Source organism: Burkholderia sp. YHN3-13 (assembly GCF_055810675.1).
Window position 1 is genome coordinate 100,642 of sequence record NZ_JBVVNQ010000005.1, and the last position, 26,292, is coordinate 126,933.

General features: G+C 65.5%; 28 protein-coding genes and 1 riboswitch. Of the genes, 8 read left to right on the forward strand and 20 right to left on the reverse strand.

Annotated elements, in window-relative coordinates; genetic code table 11:
- Positions 1 to 48 precede the first annotated feature (48 nt).
- From AC0KUR_RS14450 to AC0KUR_RS14475, 6 genes are all read left to right on the forward strand, one after another.
- Positions 49 to 1,023 (forward strand): threo-3-hydroxy-L-aspartate ammonia-lyase, encoded by a 975-nt coding sequence (locus AC0KUR_RS14450; protein ID WP_473376076.1) that lies wholly within the window; start codon positions 49 to 51, stop codon positions 1,021 to 1,023.
- Between the two features lie 128 nt (positions 1,024 to 1,151).
- Positions 1,152 to 1,400 (forward strand): hypothetical protein, encoded by a 249-nt coding sequence (locus AC0KUR_RS14455; protein ID WP_034191309.1) that lies wholly within the window; start codon positions 1,152 to 1,154, stop codon positions 1,398 to 1,400.
- Positions 1,401 to 1,816: 416 nt separating this feature from the next.
- Positions 1,817 to 2,009, forward strand: a riboswitch (cobalamin riboswitch).
- A 215-nt stretch (positions 2,010 to 2,224) separates the two neighbouring features.
- A complete protein-coding gene (locus AC0KUR_RS14460; RefSeq protein WP_473376077.1) occupies positions 2,225 to 4,153 on the forward strand; it encodes a TonB-dependent receptor domain-containing protein in 1,929 nt (642 codons plus the stop codon).
- Positions 4,154 to 4,283: 130 nt separating this feature from the next.
- Positions 4,284 to 4,856: a TetR/AcrR family transcriptional regulator gene (locus AC0KUR_RS14465; protein WP_473376078.1), complete on the forward strand. Its 573-nt coding sequence runs from the start codon at positions 4,284 to 4,286 to the stop codon at positions 4,854 to 4,856.
- A gap of 22 nt (positions 4,857 to 4,878) precedes the next feature.
- Positions 4,879 to 5,874, forward strand: coding sequence for an alpha/beta hydrolase (locus AC0KUR_RS14470; protein ID WP_473376079.1), 996 nt, complete (start codon positions 4,879 to 4,881; stop codon positions 5,872 to 5,874).
- A gap of 7 nt (positions 5,875 to 5,881) precedes the next feature.
- Positions 5,882 to 6,289 (forward strand): DUF6331 family protein, encoded by a 408-nt coding sequence (locus AC0KUR_RS14475; RefSeq protein ID WP_473376080.1) that lies wholly within the window; start codon positions 5,882 to 5,884, stop codon positions 6,287 to 6,289.
- On the opposite strand, the gene AC0KUR_RS14480 is transcribed toward AC0KUR_RS14475, so the two are convergent.
- Positions 6,286 to 6,918, reverse strand: coding sequence for a LysE family translocator (locus AC0KUR_RS14480; RefSeq protein WP_034191304.1), 633 nt, complete (start codon positions 6,916 to 6,918; stop codon positions 6,286 to 6,288). The genes AC0KUR_RS14475 and AC0KUR_RS14480 overlap by 4 nt on opposite strands.
- 114 nt (positions 6,919 to 7,032) lie before the next feature.
- Between AC0KUR_RS14480 and AC0KUR_RS14485 the strand changes: the two genes are divergently transcribed.
- Positions 7,033 to 7,494: an Lrp/AsnC family transcriptional regulator gene (locus tag AC0KUR_RS14485; RefSeq protein ID WP_034191303.1), complete on the forward strand. Its 462-nt coding sequence runs from the start codon at positions 7,033 to 7,035 to the stop codon at positions 7,492 to 7,494.
- A 120-nt stretch (positions 7,495 to 7,614) separates the two neighbouring features.
- On the opposite strand, the gene AC0KUR_RS14490 is transcribed toward AC0KUR_RS14485, so the two are convergent.
- The 12 genes from AC0KUR_RS14490 to AC0KUR_RS14545 form a co-directional block, all read right to left on the reverse strand.
- The gene (locus AC0KUR_RS14490) at positions 7,615 to 8,916 is read right to left on the reverse strand and encodes a collagen-like triple helix repeat-containing protein (RefSeq protein WP_473376081.1); all 1,302 of its coding nucleotides are present in this window, start codon (positions 8,914 to 8,916) and stop codon (positions 7,615 to 7,617) included.
- A gap of 280 nt (positions 8,917 to 9,196) precedes the next feature.
- Entirely contained in the window at positions 9,197 to 9,544 is a 348-nt protein-coding gene (locus AC0KUR_RS14495; protein ID WP_124669953.1) for a copper-binding protein, read from the reverse strand.
- An 85-nt stretch (positions 9,545 to 9,629) separates the two neighbouring features.
- Positions 9,630 to 10,421, reverse strand: a complete 792-nt coding sequence (locus AC0KUR_RS14500) for a DUF2182 domain-containing protein (protein ID WP_034191299.1) — start codon at positions 10,419 to 10,421, stop codon at positions 9,630 to 9,632.
- A complete protein-coding gene (locus AC0KUR_RS14505; protein WP_049036321.1) occupies positions 10,418 to 11,062 on the reverse strand; it encodes a DUF1326 domain-containing protein in 645 nt (214 codons plus the stop codon). The genes AC0KUR_RS14500 and AC0KUR_RS14505 overlap by 4 nt, the downstream gene beginning before the upstream one ends.
- A 167-nt stretch (positions 11,063 to 11,229) precedes the next feature.
- Positions 11,230 to 11,529, reverse strand: coding sequence for a hypothetical protein (locus tag AC0KUR_RS14510; protein ID WP_473376082.1), 300 nt, complete (start codon positions 11,527 to 11,529; stop codon positions 11,230 to 11,232).
- A gap of 216 nt (positions 11,530 to 11,745) precedes the next feature.
- A complete protein-coding gene (locus tag AC0KUR_RS14515; protein ID WP_049036319.1) occupies positions 11,746 to 11,994 on the reverse strand; it encodes a hypothetical protein in 249 nt (82 codons plus the stop codon).
- Positions 11,995 to 12,418: 424 nt separating this feature from the next.
- Positions 12,419 to 13,888, reverse strand: coding sequence for an efflux transporter outer membrane subunit (locus tag AC0KUR_RS14520; RefSeq protein WP_080287998.1), 1,470 nt, complete (start codon positions 13,886 to 13,888; stop codon positions 12,419 to 12,421).
- Between the two features lie 6 nt (positions 13,889 to 13,894).
- Entirely contained in the window at positions 13,895 to 15,025 is a 1,131-nt protein-coding gene (locus tag AC0KUR_RS14525; RefSeq protein ID WP_473376083.1) for an ABC transporter permease, read from the reverse strand.
- Positions 15,026 to 15,027: 2 nt separating this feature from the next.
- Positions 15,028 to 15,942, reverse strand: a complete 915-nt coding sequence (locus tag AC0KUR_RS14530; RefSeq protein ID WP_241012850.1) for an ABC transporter ATP-binding protein — start codon at positions 15,940 to 15,942, stop codon at positions 15,028 to 15,030.
- 8 nt (positions 15,943 to 15,950) lie between these two features.
- Positions 15,951 to 17,120: an HlyD family secretion protein gene (locus AC0KUR_RS14535; RefSeq protein ID WP_473376084.1), complete on the reverse strand. Its 1,170-nt coding sequence runs from the start codon at positions 17,118 to 17,120 to the stop codon at positions 15,951 to 15,953.
- 584 nt (positions 17,121 to 17,704) lie between these two features.
- Complete coding sequence (locus tag AC0KUR_RS14540) at positions 17,705 to 17,956, reverse strand: hypothetical protein (RefSeq protein ID WP_034191657.1); 252 nt, start codon at positions 17,954 to 17,956, stop codon at positions 17,705 to 17,707.
- Entirely contained in the window at positions 17,953 to 19,200 is a 1,248-nt protein-coding gene (locus AC0KUR_RS14545; RefSeq protein WP_051701093.1) for an alkaline phosphatase family protein, read from the reverse strand. Before AC0KUR_RS14545 ends, AC0KUR_RS14540 begins: the two co-directional genes overlap by 4 nt.
- Before the next feature lie 400 nt (positions 19,201 to 19,600).
- On the opposite strand from AC0KUR_RS14545, the gene AC0KUR_RS14550 reads away from it, so the two are divergent.
- Positions 19,601 to 20,407, forward strand: coding sequence for an alpha/beta fold hydrolase (locus tag AC0KUR_RS14550; RefSeq protein ID WP_473376085.1), 807 nt, complete (start codon positions 19,601 to 19,603; stop codon positions 20,405 to 20,407).
- 170 nt (positions 20,408 to 20,577) lie between these two features.
- Here AC0KUR_RS14550 and infA read toward each other — a convergent pair whose 3' ends face one another.
- The 7 genes from infA to urtD all read right to left on the reverse strand — a co-directional run bounded on the left by infA (position 20,578) and on the right by urtD (position 26,289).
- Positions 20,578 to 20,841 (reverse strand): translation initiation factor IF-1, encoded by a 264-nt coding sequence (gene infA, locus AC0KUR_RS14555; RefSeq protein WP_006483034.1) that lies wholly within the window; start codon positions 20,839 to 20,841, stop codon positions 20,578 to 20,580.
- A 467-nt stretch (positions 20,842 to 21,308) separates the two neighbouring features.
- Complete coding sequence (locus tag AC0KUR_RS14560) at positions 21,309 to 21,512, reverse strand: cold-shock protein (RefSeq protein WP_006483056.1); 204 nt, start codon at positions 21,510 to 21,512, stop codon at positions 21,309 to 21,311.
- Positions 21,513 to 22,045: 533 nt separating this feature from the next.
- On the reverse strand, positions 22,046 to 23,071 hold the full coding sequence (locus AC0KUR_RS14565; protein WP_069704718.1) for an aliphatic amidase: 1,026 nt from the start codon (positions 23,069 to 23,071) through the stop codon (positions 22,046 to 22,048).
- Positions 23,072 to 23,148: 77 nt separating this feature from the next.
- Positions 23,149 to 23,484 (reverse strand): FmdB family zinc ribbon protein, encoded by a 336-nt coding sequence (locus AC0KUR_RS14570; RefSeq protein WP_034191290.1) that lies wholly within the window; start codon positions 23,482 to 23,484, stop codon positions 23,149 to 23,151.
- A 37-nt stretch (positions 23,485 to 23,521) separates the two neighbouring features.
- Positions 23,522 to 24,760, reverse strand: coding sequence for a formamidase (fmdA, locus tag AC0KUR_RS14575; RefSeq protein ID WP_049036105.1), 1,239 nt, complete (start codon positions 24,758 to 24,760; stop codon positions 23,522 to 23,524).
- 61 nt (positions 24,761 to 24,821) lie between these two features.
- Positions 24,822 to 25,511, reverse strand: a complete 690-nt coding sequence (gene urtE, locus AC0KUR_RS14580; RefSeq protein WP_059556590.1) for an urea ABC transporter ATP-binding subunit UrtE — start codon at positions 25,509 to 25,511, stop codon at positions 24,822 to 24,824.
- A 34-nt stretch (positions 25,512 to 25,545) separates the two neighbouring features.
- Complete coding sequence (gene urtD / locus AC0KUR_RS14585; protein ID WP_034191287.1) at positions 25,546 to 26,289, reverse strand: urea ABC transporter ATP-binding protein UrtD; 744 nt, start codon at positions 26,287 to 26,289, stop codon at positions 25,546 to 25,548.
- Positions 26,290 to 26,292: the final 3 nt, after the last annotated feature.

Consider the following 26,292-nt stretch of genomic DNA (forward strand, 5'->3'; position numbering starts at 1 on the left):
CGGGGCCCTGCTTTCCAGTTGACTGACCTTTCCGACTCTCGAGCAACCATGAACTCTCCGACCCTCCCCACGTACGACGACGTCGCCGCGGCCGCGGCCCGGCTCGAAGGCCATGCGCACCGCACGCCGGTGATGACGTCGCGAACGATCGACGAAGCGCTCGGCGCGCAGGTGTTCTTCAAGTGCGAGAACCTGCAGCGCATGGGCGCCTTCAAGTTCCGCGGCGCGTTCAATGCGTTGTCGCGTTTCAACGCCGAACAGCGCCACCACGGCGTCGTCGCGTTCTCGTCCGGCAACCATGCCCAGGCGATCGCGCTGTCGGCGCGCATCCTCGGTATTCCCGCGACGATCGTGATGCCGCAGGATGCGCCGGCCGCGAAGATGGCCGCGACGCGCGGCTATGGCGGCAACGTCGTGACCTACGATCGCTACACCGAGGACCGCGAGCAGATCGGGCGCGATCTTGCCGAACGGCACGGGCTCACGCTGGTGCCGCCCTACGACCATCCGGACGTGATCGCCGGCCAGGGCACGGCGGCCAAGGAACTGTTCGACGAAGTCGGCCCGCTCGACGCGGTGTTCGCGCCGCTCGGCGGCGGCGGGCTGCTGTCGGGCACCGCGCTGTCGACCCGCGCGCTGTCGCCGCACGCGAAGTTGTACGGTGTGGAACCCGAAGCCGGCAACGACGGCCAGCAATCGTTCCGGTCCGGCGCGATCGTGCGGATCGACACGCCGCGCACGATCGCCGACGGCGCGCAGACGCAATACCTCGGCAACCTGACGTTCCCGATCCTCCGCCGCGACGTCGACGACATCCTGACCGCGACCGACGCGGAGCTGATCGACTGCATGCGCTTCTTCGCCACCCGTATGAAGATTGTCGTCGAGCCGACCGGCTGCCTGGCGTTCGCCGCCGCGCGACGGATGAAGGACGCGCTGCAGGGCAAGCGCGTGGGCGTCGTGATCAGCGGCGGCAACGTCGATCTCGAGAACTTCTGCGCACTGGTGTCGACGCCGGCCTGAGCGTCGCGGCGCACATGAACATCCTGTCATCCGTGCGCCATGGCACCTTCACGACGCGTTAAGTTTCGCGCCCTAGACTGATGACGTTGCCCGCAGTCAGTCGCGCAGTCAGTCGTGAAGGAGCCACCATGAACACGCACGCGATCGTCGCCGCCGCCCTGGCGGTCGCCTCCCTTCCGGCGTTCGCCCAACCGGGCGCGACGTCATCCGGTTTCCCCGCCGCATCGCCGCACGACGTCGTCGCGCAGGCGATGCACCGCTCGCCCGGCGCGTTGCCGCACGCCGGCTTCGTGCTCGCGAAGATCGATCAGAACAATACGCCGCCCGATCGGGGCGGCGACCCGGGCGGCCGCGCGCACGCCGGCACGCACATGTAACGGCGCGCGCCGGGCGCCGCTGCCGCGCCCGGCCCCGCCGGCAATCAGAACGCCGGCAGCGACGGATCGCGTGCGGCGAGGATGTCGTCGGTGCGGGCTGTTCCGCGATCTGCAGCTGTTCGGCTGGCCGATCGTGCAACCGCGGCGACCGACCGGCATGCGGCTCGGCGATCCGCGCCGCGACAACGCTGTGCCGCTGCCCGGGCTGCTCAACGCGCCGGCTGACGTCGACCGGACAACCTACGGTTTCGCGTTCGATACGACGCGGCTCGCATGCCGCTTGCTCCTCCCGATTCATCAGACGAGAAACGCGACACCAACACACAAGCGAAAGGATTCGGAAAGCGCTTGCCGGAGAATGACGTTTTTTCGCACCCTCGCGCGGCGCGGCAATTGACGTGCGGGAGCGCACGCCATTACCCTTGCGCGCTGATGGTTCCCAGCGATGGGATCAAAAGGGAACGCAGGACGGGCAACGACTCGAATCTGCGGCTGCCCCCGCAACTGTGAGCGGCGAATCCGTGCCACTGCGCGCCACTGGGAAACCGGGAAGGTCCGCACGGATGACGACCCGCGAGCCAGGAGACCTGCCATCGACCCGAGGTCCAGCAGCCGCACCGGGCGGGGTGTCCCGATGCGCAAGCGCCGCCGTTGGCGGTCGCCCGTTGCATGGACGACCCGACCTCAGGATCCGTCAGATGTCCTTCGTTCCCGAATCCGCTTCCCTGCCGGAAGCGTCGCGTCGACACGCCGTCGGCATGCGCAACCTGCCCGCCCTTCGCTCGCGACCGCCCTACGCGCCACACGCTTTCTCTCGCTGTCTGATGAACCTTCGTTACCTGCTCGCCACATCCGCCGCCACCGCGCTGCTCACCCCGCTCGCCCATGCCGCCGGCGATACCGCGCTCCAGCCGCCCGCCCAGCCCGCGGAAGGCGCCGATCTGCCGACGATCAGCGTGACCGACACGCGGCACCTGCCCGAATCGTTCGACCGGCGCTATGCGTCGACGCAGGTGCTTACGCGAGAAGATCTCGACCGGCTGTCGTCGACCGACCCGAGCATCACGCAGGCGCTCGCGACGCTGCCGGGCGTGACCGTCTCGCAGAGCGGCGGCCCCGGCTCGTCCGCGTCGGTCAGCATCCGCGGCTCGTCGGCCAGCCAGGTCGCCGTGTTCATCGACGGGATCCGGATCGGCTCGCCGACCACCGGCATCGCGCCGTGGGCCGACCTGCCGACCGACGCGTTCGAACGCGTGGAAGTGATTTCGGGCCCGGCCGCCGCATCGTTCGGCAGCAACGCGATGGGCGGCGTCGTGCAGCTCTTCACGCGCCGCGCCGCCAACCGGCCGAACCAGACCACCGTGTCGTTCGGCGGCGGATCGAACAAGACGTTCGACACGCAGTTCCGCACGTCGGGCACCCTGCCGTCGACAGGGCCGCTGGCCGCGCTCGGCGGTGTCACCTACTCGCTGGGGCTGCACGACTACAACACGGCCGGCATCGATGCGACGCGGCCCTTCTTCTACGGTCACGAAGCCGGCCGCAATCCGTATCACGCGCAGGATCTCGATGCGCGGCTCGGCTATGCGCGCGACAACTGGTCGATCTCGACGTTCGCGCTGTATCACCGCTCCGACCTGTCCTACGACAACAGCGGCTATGCGAATCGCGAGCTCGATCACCAGCTGACGACCGGCATCGCATTTCATCTCGACATCACGCCCGATACGCAGTTCGACCAGTCGTTCGGTTATGCGAACGACCGCCAGTTCATCTACGCGGACAACCCGGCCCTCGCGACCGACCAGATCAATTCGCAGCGCATCAGCACGTCGACGTCGCTGACCCATCAGGCGCACGGGTTCCGCCTGTTCGGCCTGCCGCTGTCGGGCGAAACGAAGCTCGCCTACGATTTCACGCGCGAACAGGCATTCCTGCCGATCGACGCGCCCGGCGGCATACCGACGCGCAACGACTCGGCGTTTTCGCTGCATCAGTCGGCCACGCTCGGCAGCGTGACGCTGTTCCTCGCGGGGCGTCGCGAGATCATCGCCGGGCAAGGCGTGAACACCGGCAACGCCGCGCTGTCGTGGGCGATCACGCCGGTCTACACCGCGCGCGTGTCGTACGGCAACGCATTCCGCCTGCCGAGTTTCAACGACCTGTACTACCCCGGCTACGGCAATCCGAACCTCAGCCCGGAACGCAGCACGTCGGTCGAGGCCGCGCTCGACGCGAACACGTCGTACGGCACGTTCTCGGCGGCGGTCTACGACACGCACGTCAACAACCTGATCGCGTACAACCCGGCAACGTTCTCGCCGATGAACATCGGCCGCTCGCACATCCGCGGCATCGACCTGTCGTACAAGGGGACGATCGGCCGCTCGACGCCGGTGAGTCTGGCCGTCGGCCTCCTGAATCCGCAGGACGAGACCAACCAGACCTGGCTCAACCGCCGGCCGCGCCAGACGGTCAGCCTCAGCGTCGACCACACGTGGGACGAACTGAAGCTCCACGCGCTGAGCACGGGCGCATCGCTGCTCTACGGCGGCACGACGTTCGACGATCCGGCCAACACGACGTATCTGCCGTCGTACCTGACGGTGAGCCTGCGCGCGTCGTACCGGATCAATTCGCACCTGACGGTGTCGGCGTCGCTGTCGAACCTGTTCGACCGGCAATACATGACCGCGTACGGCTACAACACGCTCGGCCGCACCGCGTTCGGCAAGGTCACCTACACGTTCTGACGACCGGTCGCCCCGGCGCCTGCGTCGCGGGCGCCGGGGCGGATCGGCGTGGCCGGCGGCGTACGGGAAATTGACTTCGCGGCAAAAACTAATAGAATTAGTTTTTTGACTAATTTCCATAGTATTCGTCATGACGCGTGCCGGCATTACCGTAGACAAACTCGTCGAAGCCGGCGCACGGCTCGCCGACGAAACCGGCTTCGAGCCGCTCACCGGCGCGGCGCTCGCGCGGCATTTCGGCGTCAAGCTGGCCAGCCTGTATTCCCATGTCCCGAGTTTCGACGATCTCAAGAGCCGGATCGCGCTGTTCGCGCTGCAGGAGCTGGCCGATCGCGCCGCCGATGCGCTGGCCGGCCGCACCGGCAAGGATGCGCTGACCGCGCTCGCGAACGTCTATCGCGACTATGCGCGCGCACACCCCGGTCGCTTTGCGGCCGCGCGCCATCCGGTGAGCCCCGAGCGCGCCGCCGAAAGCGCGGGCGGGCGGCTCGTCAGGATGACCTCGGCCGTGCTGCGCAGCTACGACCTGCCGGAAGCCGAGCTGGCCCATGCGATCCGCCTGCTCGGCGGCTTCTTCATGGGCTACGTGACGCTCGAAGGCGCCGGCGGTTTCTCGCACGGCACACCGGATTCCGACGCATCGTGGTCGCGCAGCCTCGATGCGCTCGACGTGATGCTGCGCCACTGGCCTTCAGCCGCATGACGGGCCTGATGGAATTCAAGCGATGAACGACAAACCCGATGGCGTCGTGCTGCCGAGCCGCGTCGTGCCCTTCCCCACCTCGATCAGCGACGAAGCGCGAGCCGCGTTGCAACGCCTGGTCGGCGACGACGGCGTGCCGCTGAATGCGCTGCACGTGATGCCCGCGCCGGACGATGTCGACGCGTGGATGCGCGTGAAGGCGGCCGCCGACGCGCATTACACGGCCGCGGTCGGGCAACTGGCTGGCCATCTGCGTTCGAGCGTCGAGACGATCCGGGCCGGCGATGCGGACCTGCACGTCGCGACGCCCGAAGCGGCCGCTTCCGACGAATGCGCGTACATCGACCTGCACGGCGGCGCGCTGATCGTCGGCGGCGCCGCCGCATGCCGCGCCGGCGCGCAGATGCATGCCGACCGCCTGGGCGTTCGCTGCTACGGCGTCGATTACCGCATGCCGCCCGAACATCCGTATCCGGCCGCGCTCGACGATTGCATCGCGGCCTATGCGTTCGTGCTGGCGCGCCACGCGCCGGAAAACATCGTCATCGGCGGCCGCTCGGCCGGCGGCAATCTCGCGGCCGCGATGGTGCTGCGTGCCCGCGACGAAGGCTTGCCGCTGCCGGCCGCGCTCGTCCTGCTGTCGCCGGAAGCCGATCTGACCGAATCCGGCGACAGCTTCGAGACCAACCGGCTCGTCGACGTCGTGCTGCCGGCGTCGCTGATGCCGAACAACCTGCTCTACGCGAACGGCGCCGATCTCGCGCATCCGTATCTGTCGCCGCTGTTCGGCGATTTCTCGGCCGGCTTCCCGCCGACGTTCATCCAGAGCGGTACGCGCGACCTGTTCCTGTCGAACGCGGTTCGCCTGCACCGCGCGTTGCGGCGCGCGCAAGTGCCGACCGAACTGCATGTGTTCGAAGGCATGCCGCACGGCGGGTTCATGGGCGCGCCGGAGGATATCGAACTCACCCGGGAGATCGCACGCTTCATGCATGCCCATTTCCGGGCCCTGAATTGAGCCGGCGATGAACGGAAAACCGCACAAGGACGACATCAGCATCGGCAAGGATCGCTGGATCGAAGTCGGCGATCTGGCGGGCGGCCAGGGGCGCGTGGTCGAAATCGACCCGTATCTGACCGCGGTCATGCCGTTGCTCGATGCGCTGGAGACGAACTGCGTCGCCGGATGCTGCGGCATCGACGCGTTCGGTTTCTGGCCGGACGAAATCGCCACGGCGCTCGACCGGTGGCCGCCCGATGCGCCGGCTCGGCTCGCCGACGATCTGTTGTCGGTCCAGCGTGCGATCGACGCGTTGCCGGCCGATGTCGCCGTCAGCACGCGCATGAACCAGTACTTTCGGAAAACGGTGATGCTCGAACTGCTCGCCCATATCCGGACGACGATCGACGCCATCCGGTCGAACGACGCCTAGATCATCGCGCGCGCGCCTGCGACCAGTTGGACCGCGCCGAATACCGCGATGACGGCCGCCGATACGCGCGACAGCCCGTGCATGAACGCGAGCGACAGCTTCGTGCGCAGCGCGGCGGTCGCGCTGCTCAGGCACAGCCACCACGCGGCGGAGCCGACGAACACACCGGCGACCATCCACGCCACGGCAGGCCCGACCGAGCTGCCGGGCGTGCCCGACAGCGGGCCGAGCGCCGCGAAAATCCCGACGAACGACAGGATCGTCATCGGGTTCGATAGCGTGAGGCCGAACGTCGTCAGGAAATCCCGCAGCACGGTCGTGCGCGGCAGGTCGCGCTGCAGCGCCGCCTCGGCCGGCGGCTGACGCAAGATGGTCCACGCGAGCCAGACGAGAAATGCGCCGCCGCCGATTTTCAGGCCGACGGTCAGCATCGGGAACGCGGTAACGATGCCTGCGATGCCCAGCGCGCCGAGCAGGCCGTAGATCGCATCGGCGCACGCGGCGCCGATGCCCGTCGCGAACCCCGCCCGAAAACCCCGGCTCAAGCTGCGCTGAATGCACAGCATGCCGATCGGGCCGACCGGCACCGCGATCGACAGCCCCATCACGACGGACTTGATGAACAGCATCGCCTGCTCCTTGTGGCATCCACGGGTTGAACAGGCATCGTAGGGAAAGTCCGGTCACCGCTGAATGCGGTTTTTAAGGAAAAATGGCAGCTCTACCTTAAAAACTCCGCCGCGATGGACGATCTGGACTGGAAGGTACTGTCGCTGCTGCAGGCCAACGGCCGCATCAGCTATACGGAACTGGCGCGCCAGGTACACCTGTCGGTGCCGGCGGTGACGGAGCGCGTGAAGCGCCTCGAATCGGCCGGCGTCATCGAGGGTTATACGGCGCGGATCAATCCGGCCGCGGCCGGCTATCCGGTGAGCGCGCTGATCGGCATCACGGTGCCGCAGCCGGCGAAAGCGAAGTTCCTCAAGCTGCTGGAGACGATTCCCGAAGTCGTCGAGTGCCATCACGTGACGGGCGCGGATTCGTATGTGATGCGGCTCGTCGCGATCGGCATGACCCATCTCGAACAATTGATCGAACGCATCAACCTGTACGGCGAAACGCGCACGTCGATCATGATGTCGACGCCGCTGCCGGCGCGCGGGCTCGCACGACCGCCATCGAAGCTCGGTGACACGCGCGGATGATGCGTCGATCAGGGTCAGACGACCGGCCGCGCGTCGAACGCCATCGACCGGTCACGCGTGGCGCCAGCCGGCCCGTCAATGACAGGCCGGCTGTCCGCCGCCGCGATCGACGCACACCGGCTACTTGCCGGCCAGGCCGCCAAGCAGGCCTCCGACCAGCGACGTCACCGGCGCAAGCGGATTGGCGAGACCACCCGCCGGTGTGCCGGTCGCGGGACCATCGTGCACGGTCGCCGGGATGCCGCCGACCACGCTCGTCACCAGCCCGGAGATCGGCACCGCACCGTTCGCGCCGCCCGGATTCACGAGGCCGCCCACGTTGGTAACCGTGTTGCCGACCGCCCGGACAAGGGTGCCGACGCCGCCGACGAGCGGCTGAGGCGACGCGGCGCTCACCTTCCATCCGGCCGACGTGACCGCCGCGCCGACCTGCCCGAGCAGGCCGGCCACCGGCTGCCCGAGGCCGGTGGCGGTGCCGACCTGCTGCGTGAGCTGGCCCGCCGTCGTCACGAGCGGCGTGATCGCCGTGCTGATCGCCTGCGTCGCCTGCTGGACCGGGCCCGACGACAACGCCGCGCCGAGCGTCGTGCCGCCCGTTCTCAAACCGCTGGACACCGTGTCGAGCAGCCCGCTGATCGGTGTCGTAAGCGGTGAAAGCGGCGAGAGCGGGCCGGTACCGAGCGCCTTGACGGTTTCGCTGAGGCCGCTGACGGGGTTGCTGGTCGACGCAACGATGTTGCCGAGGCCGGCGACCGTCGTGCCGACCGGGTTCGGTACGATGCCGATCTGGCCGAGACCGGCACTCACGACGTTCGACGTCTGGCTGATGATCGTGCCGACACCGGTCACCGTGTCGGCAGGCCCGACGGTGACGCCCCTGCTGACGCCGGGGAGAGTCACGCCGGCAAGCGTGGTGCCCACGTCCATCACGATCCCGCCGACGGAGCTGATGATGCCGTTCGTGCCTGGCGCGCCGCTCGTGCCGCTACTGCTCGTGCCGCTACTGCTTGTGCCGCTACTGCTCGTGCCACTGCTGCTCGTACCACTGCTGCTTGTGCCGCTGCTGCTCGTACCACTGCTGCTCGTACCACTGCTGCTCGTACCACTGCTGCTCGTACCACTGCTGCTCGTACCACTGCTGCTCGTACCACTGCTGCTTGTGCCGCTGCTGCTCGTACCACTGCTGCTCGTGCCGCTCGACCCGCTGGTACCGCCGCTGCTCGAACCGCTCGACCCGCTGGTACCACCGCTGCTCGAACCGCTCGACCCACTGGTACCGCTGGTCGTCCCGCTGGTACTCGTCCCGATGGTGTTGCCGGCCAGCGGCGGTGCCGTGATGTCTCCGCCACCACACGCAGCCAGCGTGCATGCCGCGGCAATGGCGGCGAACGCGACATTCGCCTTGATGAATGGATGTTGCATGGAAGCCCCCGTCTGCTATTCAGCGCGATCCTTCCATCAAGCATCTACCGTGCCATTTCCGTCGGCCCCGTTAACAGTCTTTCGATCGGGACGCGATGACCTGCCGGCGGCGCGTTCGGGTACGGCGCATCGCTTCGGCGCCGGCTCGACCTTGCCGATCCGCACCTGCGTCCCGGCAACGCGGACGTAACATCGGCCTTGCGTTACGTAGCATGAATGGCGAAAGCATGCCGGGCCGCGCATCGTCGGCCCGCGGCGAACCTGTCCGCACCGCCCGTCGTCACGGACCCTTCACCAGCTTCACGATCGTGAGCACGCCGTCCACGCGCTCGATCCGGACCCTGACCTTGTCGCCGGCGCGCAGCGCCCCGATCGTCACCGCATCGCCGGCCTTGAACGCCATCGTCATCGCCGGCATCCCGACGTTGTCGAGCGCGCCGTGCCGAAGCGTGACCATCCCGCGCCCGGTGTCGACCTTCTTCACCTCGGCATCGGTCAGCGCGGCGTCCGGTGCCGCCATCTTCCTGCCGCCCATGTCCATGCCGGCCATGTCGCCGGCGGCCAATACCGGCATCGCAACGGTTGCCACCGCACACAAGACGGCAGCGGCATGAAAGCGGATCTTCATCGATCGTCTCCCGTTGACATGGCTGCGTTGCCGGTGCGAGCACCATCACGGCCGGTGCACGGCCGCTGGCGCCAGCCGCGGACGATCAGACCAGCAACGTCGCGCCGGCCCACACGATCAGCACGACGCCGAGCGCGCGGCCGACACGTTCTCCGCCTGGCAGGATCTTTTCCGCAAACACGAACAGCGACAACGCGGCAATCCACACGACGTTCATCACGCCGCCGACGAACAGCAGCGCCATCAGGAGCCAGCAGCAGCCCACGCAGTACGCCCCATGGCGCGCACCGAGCAGGAAACTGCCGGCGACGCCCGGACGCCAGTGCGCGACCAGGAACGCGGCCGGCGCGCGGCATTGCCGCAGACACGCGCGCTTGAGCGGCGAGAACTGATAGAGCCCGGCCAGCGCCAGCACGAACGCGGAAAGGGCCGCGCTCTTCGACCACAGCATCATCGCGGAGATCAACCCCGCCGGCTGCAGCAGTGCCTGAAGCCACGCCGCGCCGATCGAAAACGCGAGCCAGGCCGTCAGATAACCGGCCAGCAGCGACACCGACGTGAACGCCGAGCCCGCTTCCCCGTTACCGCGATGCCGCAACACGCGCCGGTACAGCATCACGAGCGGCGCCGCACCGGGCGTCATCATCGCGATCATCATCACCCACCACATCACGATCACGGTCGGCAGCGACGGCTCCATGCTGCCCGGGTCGTCCGCGAGCCGATGCGGAAAGAGCGCGACCGTCGTCATCTCCAGCGCCGACATGCCGGTACCCGCGCCCGTCCACAGGTAGAACCAGCACACGGCGACGAGCGCGGCCATGCCGAGCAGCGTGATGACGCGCTCGCGCCCGAGCCAGATGCCGAGCGGAGTCATGCCGCGACGCGATGCCGGATCAGTCCGTGATTGTTCAGGTGCAGCCGCGCGAACTGCGCATAGGTGCCGTCGAGATTCAGCGCGAGGTTGCCGTGCGAGCGCCCCGTGCCCGAACCGATCTCGGCCAGTTCGTATTCGAAACCGTGCGGCAGGTCGATTCGCACGCGATGCGCGTCGCCCGTCACCGGATTGCGGATCGGGTCGCCCGCGAGGTCGAACACGCCATCGACGTGAATCCGGCCGCGCCGGGCATCGACATCCACGTCGAAATCGATCTTCGCGAAGATCGGATCGAACGCGTGCTCCAGCGTCGACGCGTACACCGAGAACATCGTCGCGAACGGATCGGTATCCTGACCGGTCATGATCTTCAGCACGGCATCGCGCTGCGCCAGGCTGGCGCGTTCGTCGACGATCGGCTGGCACTTTCCGTGACCTTCGTGGACGGCGCCCGGCCAATGGAACACGACCGCGATCCGGACGCCGTCGAGCACCACGTCGCCGTAGTGACCGCTGTCGATCGAAATCGCGCCCATCGCCTCGCAGTTGCCGTTGGTCGGCAGCGCATTGAACTGGCATGGGCAACCGTATGAGCAATTGCAGCTGATCATTTCGGTGCCCTGAATCTCCCACGGCGTCATGGCTCCACCTCGCGCTCTGTGACACATGAACGCTTCGAATCTAGTGCACGCTATCGGGGAAATCAAAGCAGGAATGCCCGCGTTAAATCGGTGTTTCCGCGCCTCATATATGACTTATCGAACCGCGTGCGCATCGGCATTCCGGTCGCTGTCTCCGCCCCGTCGCGTCACACGAGCAACGACGCGACGATCGCACACCACACCGCGCTCGCGCCGCCCAGAAACGCGCGCCGTGCGACGAGCATCCGAGATTCGTCACCGGAGGTCTTCATCGGCGAGGTGGCGAGAAACGGCACACACGCGAGACAGGCGAAGCCCGCCAGCGCGAGCACCACGACGACATAGTCGCCGAACCGCCAGGGCAGCGGTTCGTGCAATCCCCAGTAACCGAGAAACAGCATGCCCATCGAGAACATCGTCGCGGAGGCCGAGCTGAGCGCGACCACCGATCCCGTCGGAAACTGCATGGGAACCTCCCTTCGCGCAGCGCGCGATGCAACGCTTCTCGCCAGGGATCGCCACGATCGCGCCGGCTATCGACCGGTCACGGATTCATGACCCGCTCGAAAGGACAAAGCGCGCCCCCGCTGCCGCTCGACGAATACGCGTTGTCACGGATTGACAGATTCAGCCAGACAAGCCGACATTTCGTACCGATCCAATCGGGCACGTACGTCACGCCGCTACTCCGGCTTCTTCGCGACCTGCGCGACGGAAATCCAGCCCACCACCGCCGCGGCGACCCAGCAGCACGTGACCAGCAAGTCGAGATTCATCCAGCCTTCGAAATTCGCACTGTTTTCGAAACTGCAGCGCTGACGGCCCCTGACCCACATGCAGCCGCTGATCAGCTGGTCGATGTGCATGTAGACGCTGTATACCGCAACAGCCGAGGCGATGACGGCGACCCGCAGGCTCATGCTTTTTTTCATTGGTGCTGGACGCGTGTGGTGAACTCCCGTCGATCTTAAGCCAATGGCGATGCGTGACGCAATCGCCCGGGTATCGTCCCGATTGACCGGTACGCGTGAAACAGTGTCGACCGGGTAACCACAACGGGGAACGCTCATGACGAAACAGAACACGATCGCGCTGATCGTCGATCCCGGAAGCGGCGAGCGGATTCGCGACGTCGCCGCGCAAGCCCGGCATACGTGGGTCGTCACGAGCGACATCGAGGATCTCGTCGTGCCGATCATGGACGCGCCGATCCGCCCCGACCGCGATGCGCTGACGCGGGGGGATGGTGTAACGGAGGTTCTTGCCCTGTCTCGCCTCGGCATTGACGCGGGACGGAACCGCCCGGCCTGCATCCCGGCGGTCACCCACTCCGACGCCCGCTCGGCGCACGGGCAGTCAATCCCGACGATACGCATCGCCACCGACGGCGGCAAAGAAGGAAACCGTACTGGCCATCCTGGCCGCACGAACGCGAATCATCTCGAGCCGCGCCAGATCATATGCATACTCGTCGCGCAGCACATGAAGCCGATCCGAACTGCCGTTCTCGAACTGACGCCGGGTCATCTCCAGAACGGTCCGTTGCCGTTGCGCGACCGCTCGACGCGCTTGCAGCGCGATCGCGTCGCGATCGATTTCGGTCATCGCATCGGCGACGCTCTGCAACGCGCCCAGCACGACCGTCCGATAGTCCTCGAACGTGGCATCGTAGGCGGCGATCGCCGCATCCCGTGCGGCACGCAATTCTCCACCGCGAAAAACCGGTGCGCCAAGCTGGGCACCGATATTCCAGATCGTCGCGCCGCCGGCAAACAACTGACCGAGCGCCAGCGGCGACGACCCGATGCTCGCCCCCAGTTCGATCCGCGGGTAAAGATTGGCCGTGGCGATGCCGGCCAGTTCGCCGGCAATATGCAGGCGCGCCTCCGCTGCGAGAATGTCGGGCCGTTGCCGCACGAGCCCCGACGGCACCGTCGACGGCAAGTCTTGCGGCAATTGCAAGTCGTCCAGGCGAAACCGAGGCAGCGACTCGGGCGATGGAACACCGGCATAGGCCGCGAGTTGAAACCGGATTTTCAGCAGTTCCGCATGCAATGCCGCCCGTTCCGCTTCGATTCGATCGACGTCCGAATCGCCATCGATCGTTTCCCGATGCGCGACGCTGCCGATTTCATGCCGTTCGCGCAGCATCTTCCCAACGGCTCGCCGGTTCCGCAACACTGCGTCGTTCACGTCTATTTCGTCACGCAGCCGCCCTTCCCGGACCACCGCAGCGATGATATTGCTGACCAGTGTCAAGCGCGCGGCGTCGGCCTGATGCCTTCTCAGCGCTGCTTCATACCGTTTCGCCTCGACCCGATGGCGCTGTGCGCCGAAGAAATCGAAATCGTATCGAACGCTCACGTTCGTGTTGTACAGCATGAACGGGGACGGGTTGGGAATCATCGGCAGACCGGCGGCCGCAGTATTCAACTGCTCCCTTTTGGCTGACGCGCCGACGTCGACCTGCGGATAGCGACTGGCACCCTGTTGTCCCGCAAGATACTTCGTCGCCTCGATCAACCGCGACTCCGCGCTCCGTATCGACGGACTGTCCCGCATCGCCTGCTCGACGAGCGCATCCAGCGCCGACGAACCAAAGTGCCGCCACCAGCGCGGGTCGCGTTCGACAGGCATGCCGGCCTCGTCGCGATCGGTCGAGCGGACGCTCATCCCCATGAAGGTGGCCGGCAATGCCAGGTCGCTCGTGGATCGGGGGACAAACGCAGGATGGCTGCACCCCTGCCCCGCGACGATGACGACCGCGATCGACAGAACCGCAATCGCGCGGCAGGCACGGCGGCGTGGATAGGTTCGTTGTGCCATCGTCGTTCAATCGAGCGTGGTGCGGTACGCGAGCAGGCCGACCGTCATTGCAACCAGAGCGAACACGACCATCGTCGCGGCATCGGGCCATATTTCGTTCCATCCGCTCCCCTTCAGGAGAACACCGCGAATGGCCCGGTTGAAATAGGTCAGCGGCAATCCGTTGCCGAGCAGCCGCGCCCAGCCTGGCATGCCGGCAAACGGAAACATGAATCCGGAGAGCAGGACGCTCGGCAGGAAATAGAAGAACGTCATCTGCATCGCCTGCAACTGGCTCCGCGCGACCGACGATATGGCGATGCCGACCATCAGGTTCGCGACGATCAGCAACGATGCGAGGCAGTAGACCGTTACAGGATTGCCCTCAAACGGCACGCTGAACACGAACCGGGCCGCCAGCAGGATGATCGTGCACTGCAGGAGCCCGATCAGGATGTACGGCACGATTTTTCCGCAGATCACCTCGATCGAGGTTGCCGGCGACGCGAGGATGTTCTCGATCGTTCCGCGTTCACGTTCGCGCGTAATCGCGAGGCTCGTCATCATGACCATCGTCATCGACAGGATGACGCCCATCAATCCGGGGATGATGTTGTACTGCGTAATGCCGGCGGGATTGTAGATCCGGTGCACCCGGGCCGAGAATGCTTGCGGAGGCGCGGTTCTCACCAAGGCTCCGATCAAATCCTTGTTCAACACCGTCTGCGTCATCGTATTGAGAGCGGCGATCGCATTTCCCGTTGCGGCGGGATCGGTCGCATCCGCCTCGACCAGAATTTCCGGATGCTCGTTGCGCACCAGCCGTCGCGAGAAGTCGTACGGCACGCTGACCACGAACTGCACGATGCCCTTTTGCAGCGCGTCACGGGCCGCGCGTTCGGAAAACAGGCCGCCCTGGACGTCGAAATACCCCGTGTTGCGCATGCCGGCGACGAGCGATCGCGAAAATTCGCTTGTGTCGTCGGCGAGCACGATCGTCGGCAGATGCCTGGGATCACTGTTGATCGCAAAACCGAACAGCGCCAGCTGCACGATCGGCAACACGGCGATCATCCCGAGCGTCACGCGATCGCGGCGGATCTGCAAGAACTCCTTCGTCACCATGCTCCACCAGCGGGAAATCGAGATGCGGATCATGATCAGCCGGACTCCCCGGATGTGCCCTTCATCAAATGCAGGAAGACGTGCTCGATATTCGTCTCGATTCTGCGAATCTCGACACCCGCGCCGCAAACTGCTGCGAGACTCGCTCCAAGCACGGCCTCGTCACGTCCCGATACGTGCAGTGCACGACCGAATGCAATCACCTGCTCGACGCCCGGCCGGCCCTTGAGCCGGTCGTTCAGCCGGACGAGGTCGCCACCGGACACCGACCAGGTGTGGAGCGCATGCCGTCGCACGAGATCACCGGCCTCGCCGTGGGCCAGCAGCGTGCCGTACGAGATGTAGGCCAGCTTGTGGCAACGTTCGGCCTCGTCCATATAGTGCGTGCTGACAAGCACGGAAATACCGCGGGCTGCCAGACGGTGCAATTCCTCCCAGAACACCCGGCGCACGCCCGGGTCGACGCCAGCCGTCGGTTCGTCGAGCAGCAGCAGTTCGGGCGACTGCAACAGCGCAGCGGCAAGCGCCACCCGTTGCTTCCAGCCGCCCGACAATGAGCCGGTCAGCTGGTTCGAGCGCGACTCCAGGCCCATCTCGGCGAGGATCCGCGCGACGCGTTCCTTTCGCGCGTCGATCTCATACAGTCGCGCGACGAAATCGAGGTTCTCCCGCACCGTCAAGTCTTCCCAGTACGAAAAACGCTGTGTCATGTAGCCGACTCGTCGCTTGATCTCCCGGCATTCCGTCAGGATGTCGAATCCGAGGCAGGTCCCGCTGCCTGAATCCGGTGTCAGCAGTCCGCACATCATGCGCAACGAGGTCGTCTTGCCGCTGCCGTTTGGTCCGAGAAAACCGAATATCTCGCCCCGGCCGACCTGCAGGCTCAGGTTCTTGACGACGTGCCGTGTGCCGAAATGCTTGTTCAGATCGCGCACATCGATCAGCGGCATCGCATGACTCATCGCGTCACCTCGATCGGCAGGCCGGGGGGCAGGCCACGCGCGGCAACGGTATCGGGCCGCGCTTCGACGAGAAACACCAGCTTCGAGCGTGCGTCATTGCTGTAGATGACGGGCGGCGTATATTCGGCGTTCGACGCGATATGACTGATCGTCGCCGTGTAGCCGCGTTCGCAACCGTCGCATGCGATCCGCACGACACGACCGACGCGGAAATTGGCCAGGGCGGCCTCGGGCACGAAGAAGCGAACCTTCGTATTGAGATCGACCAGGATCTTCACCACCGGGTTGCCGGCGACGACCCACTCGCCCGGCGTGAAGAACGTATCGACGACGACGCCCTTGCCGGGAGCCTGCACCGACAGTTGCCGCAATTGCGTCTGCAGCCGTTCGTATTCGGCCTGCTGCGCGTCGGCGCTCTGTCGTTGCGATTGCAGTTGACCGTCGCGTGCCGGCAGGCGCGCCGTCTTCAGTTGACTGGCGACTTCGCTGACTCGTGCTTTGTCCACCCGGGCCGCCGCACGTTCGCGTTCGAGCTGATCGAGCGAGATTGCCTGTATCGCGTAGTCGGCTTCCGCGCGGGCGAGCCGTTGCGCGGAAAGCGCGGCGTTCGCCCGGGTCTGTTCGAGCTGTACGTTCACCGTATCGATTTCCGATGAACGCTTGCCCTGCTCCAGGTCGCCGAGCACGTCCAGCGACGATTGCCACTGGTGATACTGACGCTTGATTGCCTGTTCCAGGTCCGGCGCACCGATTTCGAAAACGACCGTGCCCGCTTCGACACGATCGCCGCGTGTCGCGCGCAAAGTCTTCAGATTTCCCGAATACGGTGCCGACAGATAGGAAAACTGCCCTTCGACATAACCGTGATACGTTTCCGGCGACTTTGTACAGCCCGCGGCGACGAAGCTCGCGCAAACGAAGCCGTACCCGGCCCACCTGGGCATGAGCGTGATGCGTTCCATAGGGAAGAAGCCGAATGTGGCGTGGTTGTATGCGACGACCGTCAGATGGTCGGCAAGCGACGGTCCGACTGGCATCGACCGCCGATCCGCTTCGTATACGCGTCGAGAAACTCGGCGGCCGCCGCACGCCGGATTTCGGTCACGTATTGCGTACAGCAATGGTCTCCGTCGGCGAACAACGTCAGCTTGACGAAATACCGACAACAGCGTCTTTCGACATTAACTTTTAATACGGAGAGCGCTCCACACGAATTTAGTCAAAGTATTTTCACGAAAGAATCGATACGGCGATGAATTCTATTTTTTTGCCATCCGATTCGTCAACGCCAAATTCATCGCTTTAATTTTTAATTCTGATATTGGATCGTTATTTTTCAATTCGAAACAAACAAAATGCTAGTACCAGTACTAAGCAGGAATGCAAATACCGGAAATGCCCCGATACGCTGCATGAGCAGCGCCAACCAATATTGTGGCTAAGGGAAATCCGCATTGCCGACCGCGACACCACTGTGCCAAGAGGGGGAAAATCCGCCCATTCGACGGATGTCCTTGGCACGGGTAGTGGCCGGGCGGAGGACAAGGCCGCAACACGTCGCGCAGACAATGGCAACGTGACACGACCCAACGGTTACCGCCAGTACGCTGTCAGCCGGTCGGCGCAGGCTCGCCGAACCAACATGTGGCGGGGAAAAGTGTCGTGCCCGATTCGGGCCGTTCGAACTGGCGCACTCATCGAGCGCCGCAGCGTGACCCTTCTGCCTCTCCGTACGTCCCGCTTCCCCCGCTCAACGATGCTTCCCGCCATGCTTGCGCGCCCGATGCTCGGCACGCTTGTGCAGCAGCACCGGCATCAGTTCCTCGATGTACCGCCGCGCCTGCCCGCGCGTGACGATCTCGCTGAAGCGTTGATGCGCCTGCTCCTGTCCGACGAGCGCCGCATGCGCTTTCCTCAGGATGTGCAGATACGCGATCAGGCTCGTGCCGTCGCGCACGGGTAGCGCATCGCGCGGGTCCGGAGTCGGGGCGGTGGTACTCATGTTCCGATCCTTTGCGGACAATCCGTCCGGCACGTAGGCGTCACGAGCGCCAGCAGGTCGTTGGCGAGGCGGTCGCGATCGGTCAGCGGCGCGAGGCCGAACAGCCGCTCGAGCGTCGCGGCGACCGATGCATGGTCATACGGCGTGTGATCGACGTGCCCGGCCGCGACCCACGGCGAAATCACGATCGCCGGCACGCGCACGCCGTACACGTCGAAGCCGAAGCCGCTCGCGTTCAGCGTCGCGGGCGCGCCGTCGTTCGGCGGCGGCGCGGCGCCCGGCCCGACCGAATCGTAGAAGCCGCCGTGCTCGTCGTAGACGATCACGAACAGGCTGCTGTTCCACACCGGCGAATTGCGGATCGCGTTGTACACGCGCGCGGCGAGCTGGTCGCCGCCGGCGAGACCGTCCATCGGATGCTGCGAGCTGCCGTTCTGATAGGTACCGTGCACGATGTCGCCGTAACCGGGCTCGATGAACGTATAGCGCGCCGTGTAGCCGGCCGCGAGATCGGCGTCGAAATGCGCGAGATCGTCGATGTCGAAGAAGCTGATGCCCTTCAACGACGCGACCTGCGGCACGTGGCCGAGCGGGTCGCCCGTCTGGTCCTGGTAGATGCGCCAGTTGTCGTCGCCGAGCGCGCCGAAGATCGAACCCTTCGGATACGGAAAACCGTCGAACCCGTCCCATCCCAGCATTTCCTGCTTGGTCGGCGAATGGTCGAGCCCGGCCGACGACGCGCCATGCAGGAAGAAGCGGTTCGGCCAGGTCGGCCCCGGCATCGATGCATGCCACGCATCACACAGCACGAACGCGTTCGCGAGCGCGTAAAGCGACGGCGCCTGCGTCGCGACGTCGACACCCTGCATGATCTTGCCCGCATCGACCGGCCGCGGCGGCGTGCCTTCGGAATGCGACGTCGCGTAGTTCGACACGAAACCCGAATTGGTGATGGACGGATAGGCCTGCCCTTTCACGAACGGTACGCCCGCGCCGCACAGCTGTTCGAGCACGTCGGTGAATTCGTGGCACGGATCGGTCGGCATCCGGTCGGGCGCGCCGCCGCCGAACGGATAGACCGCGCCGCCGTACGCGTTGCTGTTGCCCGGCGACGCGGCGACGATGTCGGCAATGCCCGACAGTGCAAACAGGTGATCGAAGGAACGGTTCTCGAGCATCAGCACGAACACGTGCCGGATGCGGTCCTGAACGGACGGGGATGCGGGGGCTGCGTCTGCACTCATGGCGCCTCCTGGCGTCGCGCGACGAATGTCCGGCTGGCACGATCGTCGGCCCGCTGAAAGCCACCGAAGGAATGGCAAGCCACGCGCGCGGGCCGCGAATTGCCGACGAGTGTACGGCCGCGCCGCCCCGCGCGTAAAGCATCGTGCGCACCGCGTCGCGGCATGGACGGCCCCCGGCCGCATAGGCGAGCCCGACGATATCGGTCGGTGATCGTGTCCTGCCGTCGGACGACAACCGCCGGGCCGATGCGCAGCGCATCGAGGTGTCGCGCGGAAAGGCACGTCGGGCGTTGACTTTCGCCGATCGGCCCGATACGATCGACGCACTTTCAAGACGCCCTCCCGGTCCGCCGGGAGGGCGTTTCGTTTTGGTTCCCCAACCAGACGGAAACGACTTGAAATGAACCCCATCGACACCTCCTCCGCCCGCCCGACCGGCAACCACGACGGGCTCGGCTCCCTGCGGCATGGCGCCGGCCCCGAATGCGTGATGGTCCTGCACGACTGGCTCGGCGACCACACGAACTACACGGCAACGCTGCCGTATCTCGACGAAACAGCCTTCACGTACGTGTTCGTCGACCTGCGCGGCTACGGCGCGTCCCGCCACCTGACCGGCGCATGCACCGTCGACGAGATTTCCGCCGATTGCCTCGCGCTCGCGGATCGTCTCGGCTGGCAGCGCTTTCACGTGATCGGCCATTCGATGACCGGCATGGCGACGCAGCGGCTCGCAGCCGATGCGCCGTCACGCATCAAGAGCGCGATCGCCGTGTGTCCGGTGTCGGCGGCCGGCAACCGCCTGGGCGCCGACGCGCGCGCATTCTTCGCGAGCACGACGGTCGACGACGATGCGTTTCGGCGGCTCGTGCGATTCGTGACGGGTGGATTGTCGGCGCGCTGGGCCGACCTGAAGTTGCGGCAGAACCGCGAACGCGTGGCGCCGGGTTGCCGACTCGCGTATCTCGACATGCTGACGGGCGCGGATTTCGTCGACGACATCCGCGGGCTCGACACGCGCTTTCTGGTAATCGTCGGCGACAAGGATCCGGGAATCGACGCAGCGGCGATGCAGGCGACCTTTCTCGCGTGGCACCCGGGCGCGCGGCTCGTGACGATACCGAATTGCGGGCATTACCCGATGCAGGAATGTCCGCCGTACTTCGCGATGATCGTCGAGGATTTCCTGCGGGACGCGGCCGCCTGAGCGTTGCGCACGCGCGGCGGCCGGTGAAGGCGGTGGGGGCCGCCGCGGCATGACGGCGCCGCCGGCGACCGACGAACGGCATGCAACGCGCGTTCATCCGGTGCGTCCGGCCGCGTGGCCGGACGGGTTTCGACCCGGTGCGCGAGTGGCCGCGCACCGGTCGAGGCCGCTTAACGACGCGGCTGGCCGCTTCGCGGCGGACGCGGGGAATTCGCGTCCTTGTGACGGAAGTTGATGCGGCCCTTTGTGAGGTCGTAGACCGACAGTTCCAGCGTCACGCGGTCGCCCGCGAGAATCCGGATGTGGTTCTTGCGCATGCGGCCCGACGCGTACGCGCCAACCACGACGCCGTTTTCCAGCGTCACACGGTATTTGCTGTCCGGCAGCACTTCGTCGACGATTCCGTCGAGTTCCAGCAGTTCTTCTTTTGCCAAACCAATTCCTCCAGACAAGGTGATAGACCGCGGCCGCGGCGATCTGCCCGGCGCGGCATCCCGTAACGGGACGGCCGCCGGCAGGCTGCCGGGGATCGGTTCGTTCAGACGGGCCACAGGCCTGTCTTGCGATCGGAGCCCGGCGCGTTGCGGCGTTCGGGCGGTCGGTGGCGGCGGCGGGATGAGCGCCGCGCAAGTCGGGACCGCGCCGGCTACGACATGGCGGCGGTCTGCTCAGGTTGATGCGTTGAAGCGGTGATGCGCTCGCGAAGCGGCGAGCGCTTTGCGAGGGCGTTACGTCGCACGCCGTTCAGGCATGCGAGGAGGGAGGCGTCACGACCGATGCATCGTGAATGTCGCGATGCATCGGTCGTGCGCATCGGAACGCGCCGGCGCCGCCAGGGCGGCGCCTCGCGCGAAACTCCATCCGGCAACGGCCACCGACTGGCGGCCGCTGCCGTTGCGGCTTACTGCGGCGTGATGTTCGACGCTTGCAGACCCTTCGGGCCGCGCTTCACTTCGAAGCTGACCTTCTGGCCTTCGGCCAGGGTCTTGAAACCCGTGCCGCGAATTTCCGAGAAATGGGCGAACAGATCGTCGCCGCCGTTGTCCGGGGAGATGAAACCAAAGCCCTTGGTTTCGTTGAACCACTTGACGGTACCGGTATCCACAAATACTTCCTTAATACAAATAATTGAACATGCGCCCGCGACGGGCACAGAAAGAATCAAAGAGGGAGAGACCAACGACTGCCGCACGGAGCGCGGCCAATGATGAGCAATCGAACTTCTTGAACACTTCGACCATGGACACTACGCCGTAGTGGCCATTTCGTCAAGCCATTTCGATGCAGTGCAGCATGCGATCGCCGCGTGCGCCTTGCGTGGCGGGCGTGACCGGCCGACGGCGCACATTCCGATGCGCCCCCGTTTTCGGGCGGCCTGCCCGTCTTTTTACCGCGGCTCGAACACGTGATGCGGCGCCGGCGGCTCGCCCCCGTCGCGAATCCGCGTCTCGAACGCCTTGCGCGCGACGCTCGTCGGCCGCACGTCGGCCACGTCCAGGTAGAACGGCGAATCGGCTGCCCGTTGCCCTGCCCCGTCAGCTGCGTCGCCTGGTGGTCCTCGAACAGGTTCCCGAAACAGTCGATCGGCGCACGGTGCACGGTCGCAAAGTGCGCGCACGAAGCCGGGAACGCACGCGCTCAGTCTTGATGCGGAATACCTTCGATCGGGCACTCCGGCGTGCCGGGCGTTGCGCGCGTAAGCGCTTCGACGCGGCGACGCGTGGCGTCGGGATCCGCGATCCAGTCGCGATAGAACCCGAATGGACAGTCCGCGACGCCATTCGCGCCATCGCCGGAATTGATCGTGCCGGTATAGCCGCGATGCAGCAGCTTGTACAGATGATTCTGCGACTGCATGTTACGCCGCGCGTCGCGAATCATCCCGAGCGACAGCTCCGCATACTGCACGCCCATTTCCTCCTCGCCGCATTCGCCGAGCGTGCGCCCGTCGAACCCCACGATCGCGGAATGGCCGAAGTACGAATACACACCGTCCCAGCCCGTGGCGTTGGCCACTGCCACGTAGGTATTGTTCATCCACGCCATGGCCTTCGCAACCATCACCTGCTGTTCTTTCGCCGGATACATATAGCCCTGGCAGCGCACGATCAGCTCCGCGCCGTTCATCGCGCAGTCGCGCCAGATTTCCGGATAATTTCCGTCATCGCAGATGATCAGGCTGATCTTGAGACCCTTCGGCCCGTCCGTCACATAGGTCCGGTCGCCCGGGTACCAGCCTTCGATCGGCGTCCACGGCATGATCTTGCGATACTTCTGCACGATCTCGCCGCGATTGTCGATCAACACGAGCGTGTTGTACGGTACCTTGCGCGGATGCGCCTCGTGGCGCTCGCCCGTGATCGAGAACACGCCCCACACGTTGGCCTTGCGGCACGCCGCCGCGAAGATGTCGGTCTCCTCGCCGGGGATCGTCGACGCCGTATCGAACATCTCCTGGCGGTCGTACATGATGCCGTGGGTCGAATACTCGGGGAACACCACGAGATCCATGCCTGGCAAACCCTGTTTCATGCCGACCACCATGTCGGCGATGCGGCGCGCGTTGTCGAGCACCTCCGCCTTCGTGTGCAGACGCGGCATCTTGTAGTTGACTACCGCGACACCCACACAATCGCGGCTGCTCGAAATATCACCATGTCGCATGACGCTTCCTCCTCGAACACGTTGACGCCGCGCGCGACGGCCGCTGCTTCCGGGCATCGGCTCGCGCGCGGCACACCTTAGTGGCTGATCATCCAGGGCCGTCCCGCCGGCCGCTTGAGGCCGTCCGACGCCGTGCCGGCAAGCTTCGCCGCGCCGCCCGAGCAGCAACTGCAGCCGGCGCGATGGCGCAGCGGCGGCCCGTCGTCGGACTGACGCGGCGCGTGCGCGGCACGCTCGTTGGTCGCGTGCGCGGCGCGGCGCGCCCCCGTCATCAGCGCCAGCGATGGCGCGCCGATCACGCGCCCGCCTTGCGCGCCGCACTCGGGACAACGGCACGGTTTTTCGCGATCCGCGATGCGGCGCATGACCGAGAACGGCCCGCAGCTTGCGCACTCGAAGTCGTAGATGGGCATGACAGCCTCCTTTTCCTGCGTTATTTCAGTGTGCCGCTCACGCCTTCGCGAGATCCGGCGAACACGGCAGATCCACGCCGCCCTGGATGTGCCGGATCGGGCCGTCGGCATTCGGGCGAATGTCGAAATCGAAGATCTGCGTGGGCAGCCACAAGGTCGCGCACGCGTTCGGAATATCCACCACGCCGCTGATATGCCCCTGCACCGGCGCGCAGCCGAGCAGCGAATACGCTTGCGCGCCCGAATAACCGAATTTCTTCAGATACTCGATCGCGTTCAGGCACGCCTGGCGATACGCGGTGGTGACGTCGAGATAATGCTGGCCACCCTGCTCGTCGACGGAAATACCTTCGAAAATGAGGTAATCGTTATAGGTCGGCGTGATCGGGCTGGGCTGAAAGACGGGATTGCGAATCCCGTATTTCGCCATGCCGCCCTTGATGAGATTCACGCGCATGTGCACCCAGCCGGCCATTTCGATCGCGCCGCAGAACGTGATCTCGCCGTCCCCCTGGCTGAAGTGCAGGTCGCCGACCGAAAGGCCCGCGCCATCCACGTAGACCGGGAAAAACACCTTCGAGCCGCGCGACAGATCCTTGATGTCGCAATTGCCGCCATGCTCGCGCGGCGGCACCGTGCGTGCGCCCTGCGCGGCGGCCTTGTCGCGCGCCTCGCCCGCGAGCTTGCCCATGTGGGCGGTGGCCGCGAACGGCGGATTCGCGAGCGGCGGCACGCGATCGGGCGCGGTGGCGATCAGGCCGGTTTCACGCGCATTCCAGGTCTCCAGCAATTTCGGATCGGGCAGGCAGCCGATCAGGCCCGGGTGAATCAGGCCCGCGAAATTCACGCCCGGAATATGGCGCGAACGCGTATAGACACCGTGAAAATCCCAGATCGATTTTTGCGCGCTGGGGAAATGATCGGTCAGAAAGCCGCCGCCGTTGGTCTTCGAAAAGAAGCCGTTGAAGCCCCACTGACTGTCGGCCTTCGCGCCGATGTCGAGCAGGTCGACCACCAGCAGGTCGCCGGGCTCGGCGCCTTGCACGCCCACCGGGCCGGAGAGAAAGTGCACGATCGACAGGTCGATGTCGCGCACGTCGTCGGCGCTGTCGTCGTTCTTGATGAAACCGCCGGTCCAGTCGTAGGTTTCGAGAATGAAGTCGTCGCCGGGCTTCACCCAGCAGGCCATCGGAATGTCGGGGTGCCAGCGGTTGTGTACCTGTTCGTTTTCGTAGGCCGACTGGTTCAGATCGACCTTGATGAGAGTCTCGGGCATGGCATTGGCTCCTGGGTTCGCGGATTGACATACGGCGCGGCGCGCGAACGCCGCGCCGCGCTCAGACGGAGAGGTATTCGCGGATGCGGTCGGTGTCGCCCGCGTCACGCGTGCTTTGGTGCACGAAGCGGCCGCCCTCGATCACGAACAGGCGGTCGGCCACGTCGAGCGCGAAGCTCAACACCTGCTCCGAGACGACGATGGCGATATTGCGGCTCGTGCGAATCTGGTTGAGCGCCCTGGCGATGTCCTTGATGACGGACGGCTGGATGCCTTCGGTCGGCTCGTCGAGCAGCAGCACTTTCGGGTCGGTTGCAAGCGCGCGCGCAATCGCGAGTTGCTGTTGCTGACCGCCCGAGAGATTGCCGCCCTTGCGCTTTCTCATGTCGAACAGCACGGGAAACAACGCGTAAAGTTCGTCGGGCACCTGCTGGCTCTGCGCGTTTTCGAGGCCCGTCCGAATGTTTTCCTCGACGCTCAGCGACGCGAAGATCTGCCGGCCTTGCGGCACGTAGCCAATGCCCTTCGACACGCGGCGGTAGCTCTCGTCCTTCGAAACGTCGGCGCCAGCCACGCGCACCGTGCCGCGATTGGCGGGCAGCATGCCGATCAGCGCCTTGAACAACGTGGTCTTGCCCATGCCGTTGCGGCCCATCACGGCCACGCTTTCGCCTTGCGCAACGGAAAAGCCGATGCCGTGCAGCACTTCGCTCTGGCCGTAGCTGACGACGAGATCGTCGACTTCCAGCATGATGTGTTCTCCGTGTTGTCGTTCGGTTGCCGACTCAGTGGCCGAGGTAGACGTCGATCACGCGCGGATCGGCCTGCACCTGCGCCATCGGCCCTTCCGCGAGGATCTTCCCCTGATGCATGACCGTGACCTTGTGCGCGATGCGCTCCACAAACGCCATGTCGTGTTCGATCACGATCATCGAGCGGTTGCGGCAAATGCGGTCGAGCAGGTCGGCGGTCAGTTCGCGCTCGCGCACGCTCATGCCGGCAATCGGCTCGTCGAGCATCAACAGTTCCGGATCCTGCATCAGCAGCATGCCGATTTCGAGCCACTGTTTCTGGCCGTGCGAAAGCAGCCCCGCTTCCAGATCGAGCGCGCCGGCGAGGCCGATTTCACTGGCCACGTCGCGCACGCGATCGGCCACTTCGGTGTCCTCCCGATAGGCGAGCGCGCCAAACACGCTGCGACCGCGCGGAAACGACACTTCGAGGTTCTGCGCCACGCTCAGGTTTTCGTAAATCGACGGCGTCTGGAACTTGCGGCCGATCCCTTGACGCACGCGGCGGAATTCCGCGAGCTTCGTGATTTCCTCGTTGCGGAACTTGATGCTGCCCGCCGTTTCCCTGGTCTTGCCGCAGATGAGATCGAGCAGCGTGGTCTTGCCCGCGCCGTTCGGGCCGATCACCACGCGCAACTCGCCGCGTTCGAGATAGAGATTGAGCGAATCGATCGCCTTGAAGCCGTCGAACGACACGGTCAGGTCTTCGATCGCGAGCAGAAAGTCGGTATTGCTCATGCT

What these genes read in the sequence shown, in the direction of transcription:
- AC0KUR_RS14495 (WP_124669953.1), bottom strand. Translation starts at nt 9,544, where the DNA reads ATGAAGATCCGCTTTCATGCCGCTGCCGTCTTGTGTGCGGTGGCAACC.
- AC0KUR_RS14500 (WP_034191299.1), bottom strand. Translation starts at nt 10,421, where the DNA reads ATGACTCCGCTCGGCATCTGGCTCGGGCGCGAGCGCGTCATCACGCTG.
- AC0KUR_RS14475 (WP_473376080.1), top strand. Translation starts at nt 5,882, where the DNA reads ATGAACGGAAAACCGCACAAGGACGACATCAGCATCGGCAAGGATCGC.
- AC0KUR_RS14570 (WP_034191290.1), bottom strand. Translation starts at nt 23,484, where the DNA reads ATGCCCATCTACGACTTCGAGTGCGCAAGCTGCGGGCCGTTCTCGGTC.
- AC0KUR_RS14540 (WP_034191657.1), bottom strand. Translation starts at nt 17,956, where the DNA reads ATGAGTACCACCGCCCCGACTCCGGACCCGCGCGATGCGCTACCCGTG.
- AC0KUR_RS14470 (WP_473376079.1), top strand. Translation starts at nt 4,879, where the DNA reads ATGAACGACAAACCCGATGGCGTCGTGCTGCCGAGCCGCGTCGTGCCC.
- urtD (WP_034191287.1), bottom strand. Translation starts at nt 26,289, where the DNA reads ATGAGCAATACCGACTTTCTGCTCGCGATCGAAGACCTGACCGTGTCG.
- AC0KUR_RS14515 (WP_049036319.1), bottom strand. Translation starts at nt 11,994, where the DNA reads ATGAAAAAAAGCATGAGCCTGCGGGTCGCCGTCATCGCCTCGGCTGTT.
- AC0KUR_RS14525 (WP_473376083.1), bottom strand. Translation starts at nt 15,025, where the DNA reads ATGATCCGCATCTCGATTTCCCGCTGGTGGAGCATGGTGACGAAGGAG.
- AC0KUR_RS14545 (WP_051701093.1), bottom strand. Translation starts at nt 19,200, where the DNA reads ATGAGTGCAGACGCAGCCCCCGCATCCCCGTCCGTTCAGGACCGCATC.
- AC0KUR_RS14490 (WP_473376081.1), bottom strand. Translation starts at nt 8,916, where the DNA reads ATGCAACATCCATTCATCAAGGCGAATGTCGCGTTCGCCGCCATTGCC.
- AC0KUR_RS14465 (WP_473376078.1), top strand. Translation starts at nt 4,284, where the DNA reads ATGACGCGTGCCGGCATTACCGTAGACAAACTCGTCGAAGCCGGCGCA.
- AC0KUR_RS14485 (WP_034191303.1), top strand. Translation starts at nt 7,033, where the DNA reads ATGGACGATCTGGACTGGAAGGTACTGTCGCTGCTGCAGGCCAACGGC.
- AC0KUR_RS14550 (WP_473376085.1), top strand. Translation starts at nt 19,601, where the DNA reads ATGAACCCCATCGACACCTCCTCCGCCCGCCCGACCGGCAACCACGAC.
- AC0KUR_RS14530 (WP_241012850.1), bottom strand. Translation starts at nt 15,942, where the DNA reads ATGCCGCTGATCGATGTGCGCGATCTGAACAAGCATTTCGGCACACGG.
- AC0KUR_RS14520 (WP_080287998.1), bottom strand. Translation starts at nt 13,888, where the DNA reads ATGGCACAACGAACCTATCCACGCCGCCGTGCCTGCCGCGCGATTGCG.
- AC0KUR_RS14505 (WP_049036321.1), bottom strand. Translation starts at nt 11,062, where the DNA reads ATGACGCCGTGGGAGATTCAGGGCACCGAAATGATCAGCTGCAATTGC.
- AC0KUR_RS14480 (WP_034191304.1), bottom strand. Translation starts at nt 6,918, where the DNA reads ATGCTGTTCATCAAGTCCGTCGTGATGGGGCTGTCGATCGCGGTGCCG.
- AC0KUR_RS14565 (WP_069704718.1), bottom strand. Translation starts at nt 23,071, where the DNA reads ATGCGACATGGTGATATTTCGAGCAGCCGCGATTGTGTGGGTGTCGCG.
- fmdA (WP_049036105.1), bottom strand. Translation starts at nt 24,760, where the DNA reads ATGCCCGAGACTCTCATCAAGGTCGATCTGAACCAGTCGGCCTACGAA.
- AC0KUR_RS14455 (WP_034191309.1), top strand. Translation starts at nt 1,152, where the DNA reads ATGAACACGCACGCGATCGTCGCCGCCGCCCTGGCGGTCGCCTCCCTT.
- urtE (WP_059556590.1), bottom strand. Translation starts at nt 25,511, where the DNA reads ATGCTGGAAGTCGACGATCTCGTCGTCAGCTACGGCCAGAGCGAAGTG.
- AC0KUR_RS14450 (WP_473376076.1), top strand. Translation starts at nt 49, where the DNA reads ATGAACTCTCCGACCCTCCCCACGTACGACGACGTCGCCGCGGCCGCG.
- AC0KUR_RS14460 (WP_473376077.1), top strand. Translation starts at nt 2,225, where the DNA reads ATGAACCTTCGTTACCTGCTCGCCACATCCGCCGCCACCGCGCTGCTC.
- AC0KUR_RS14510 (WP_473376082.1), bottom strand. Translation starts at nt 11,529, where the DNA reads ATGCAGTTTCCGACGGGATCGGTGGTCGCGCTCAGCTCGGCCTCCGCG.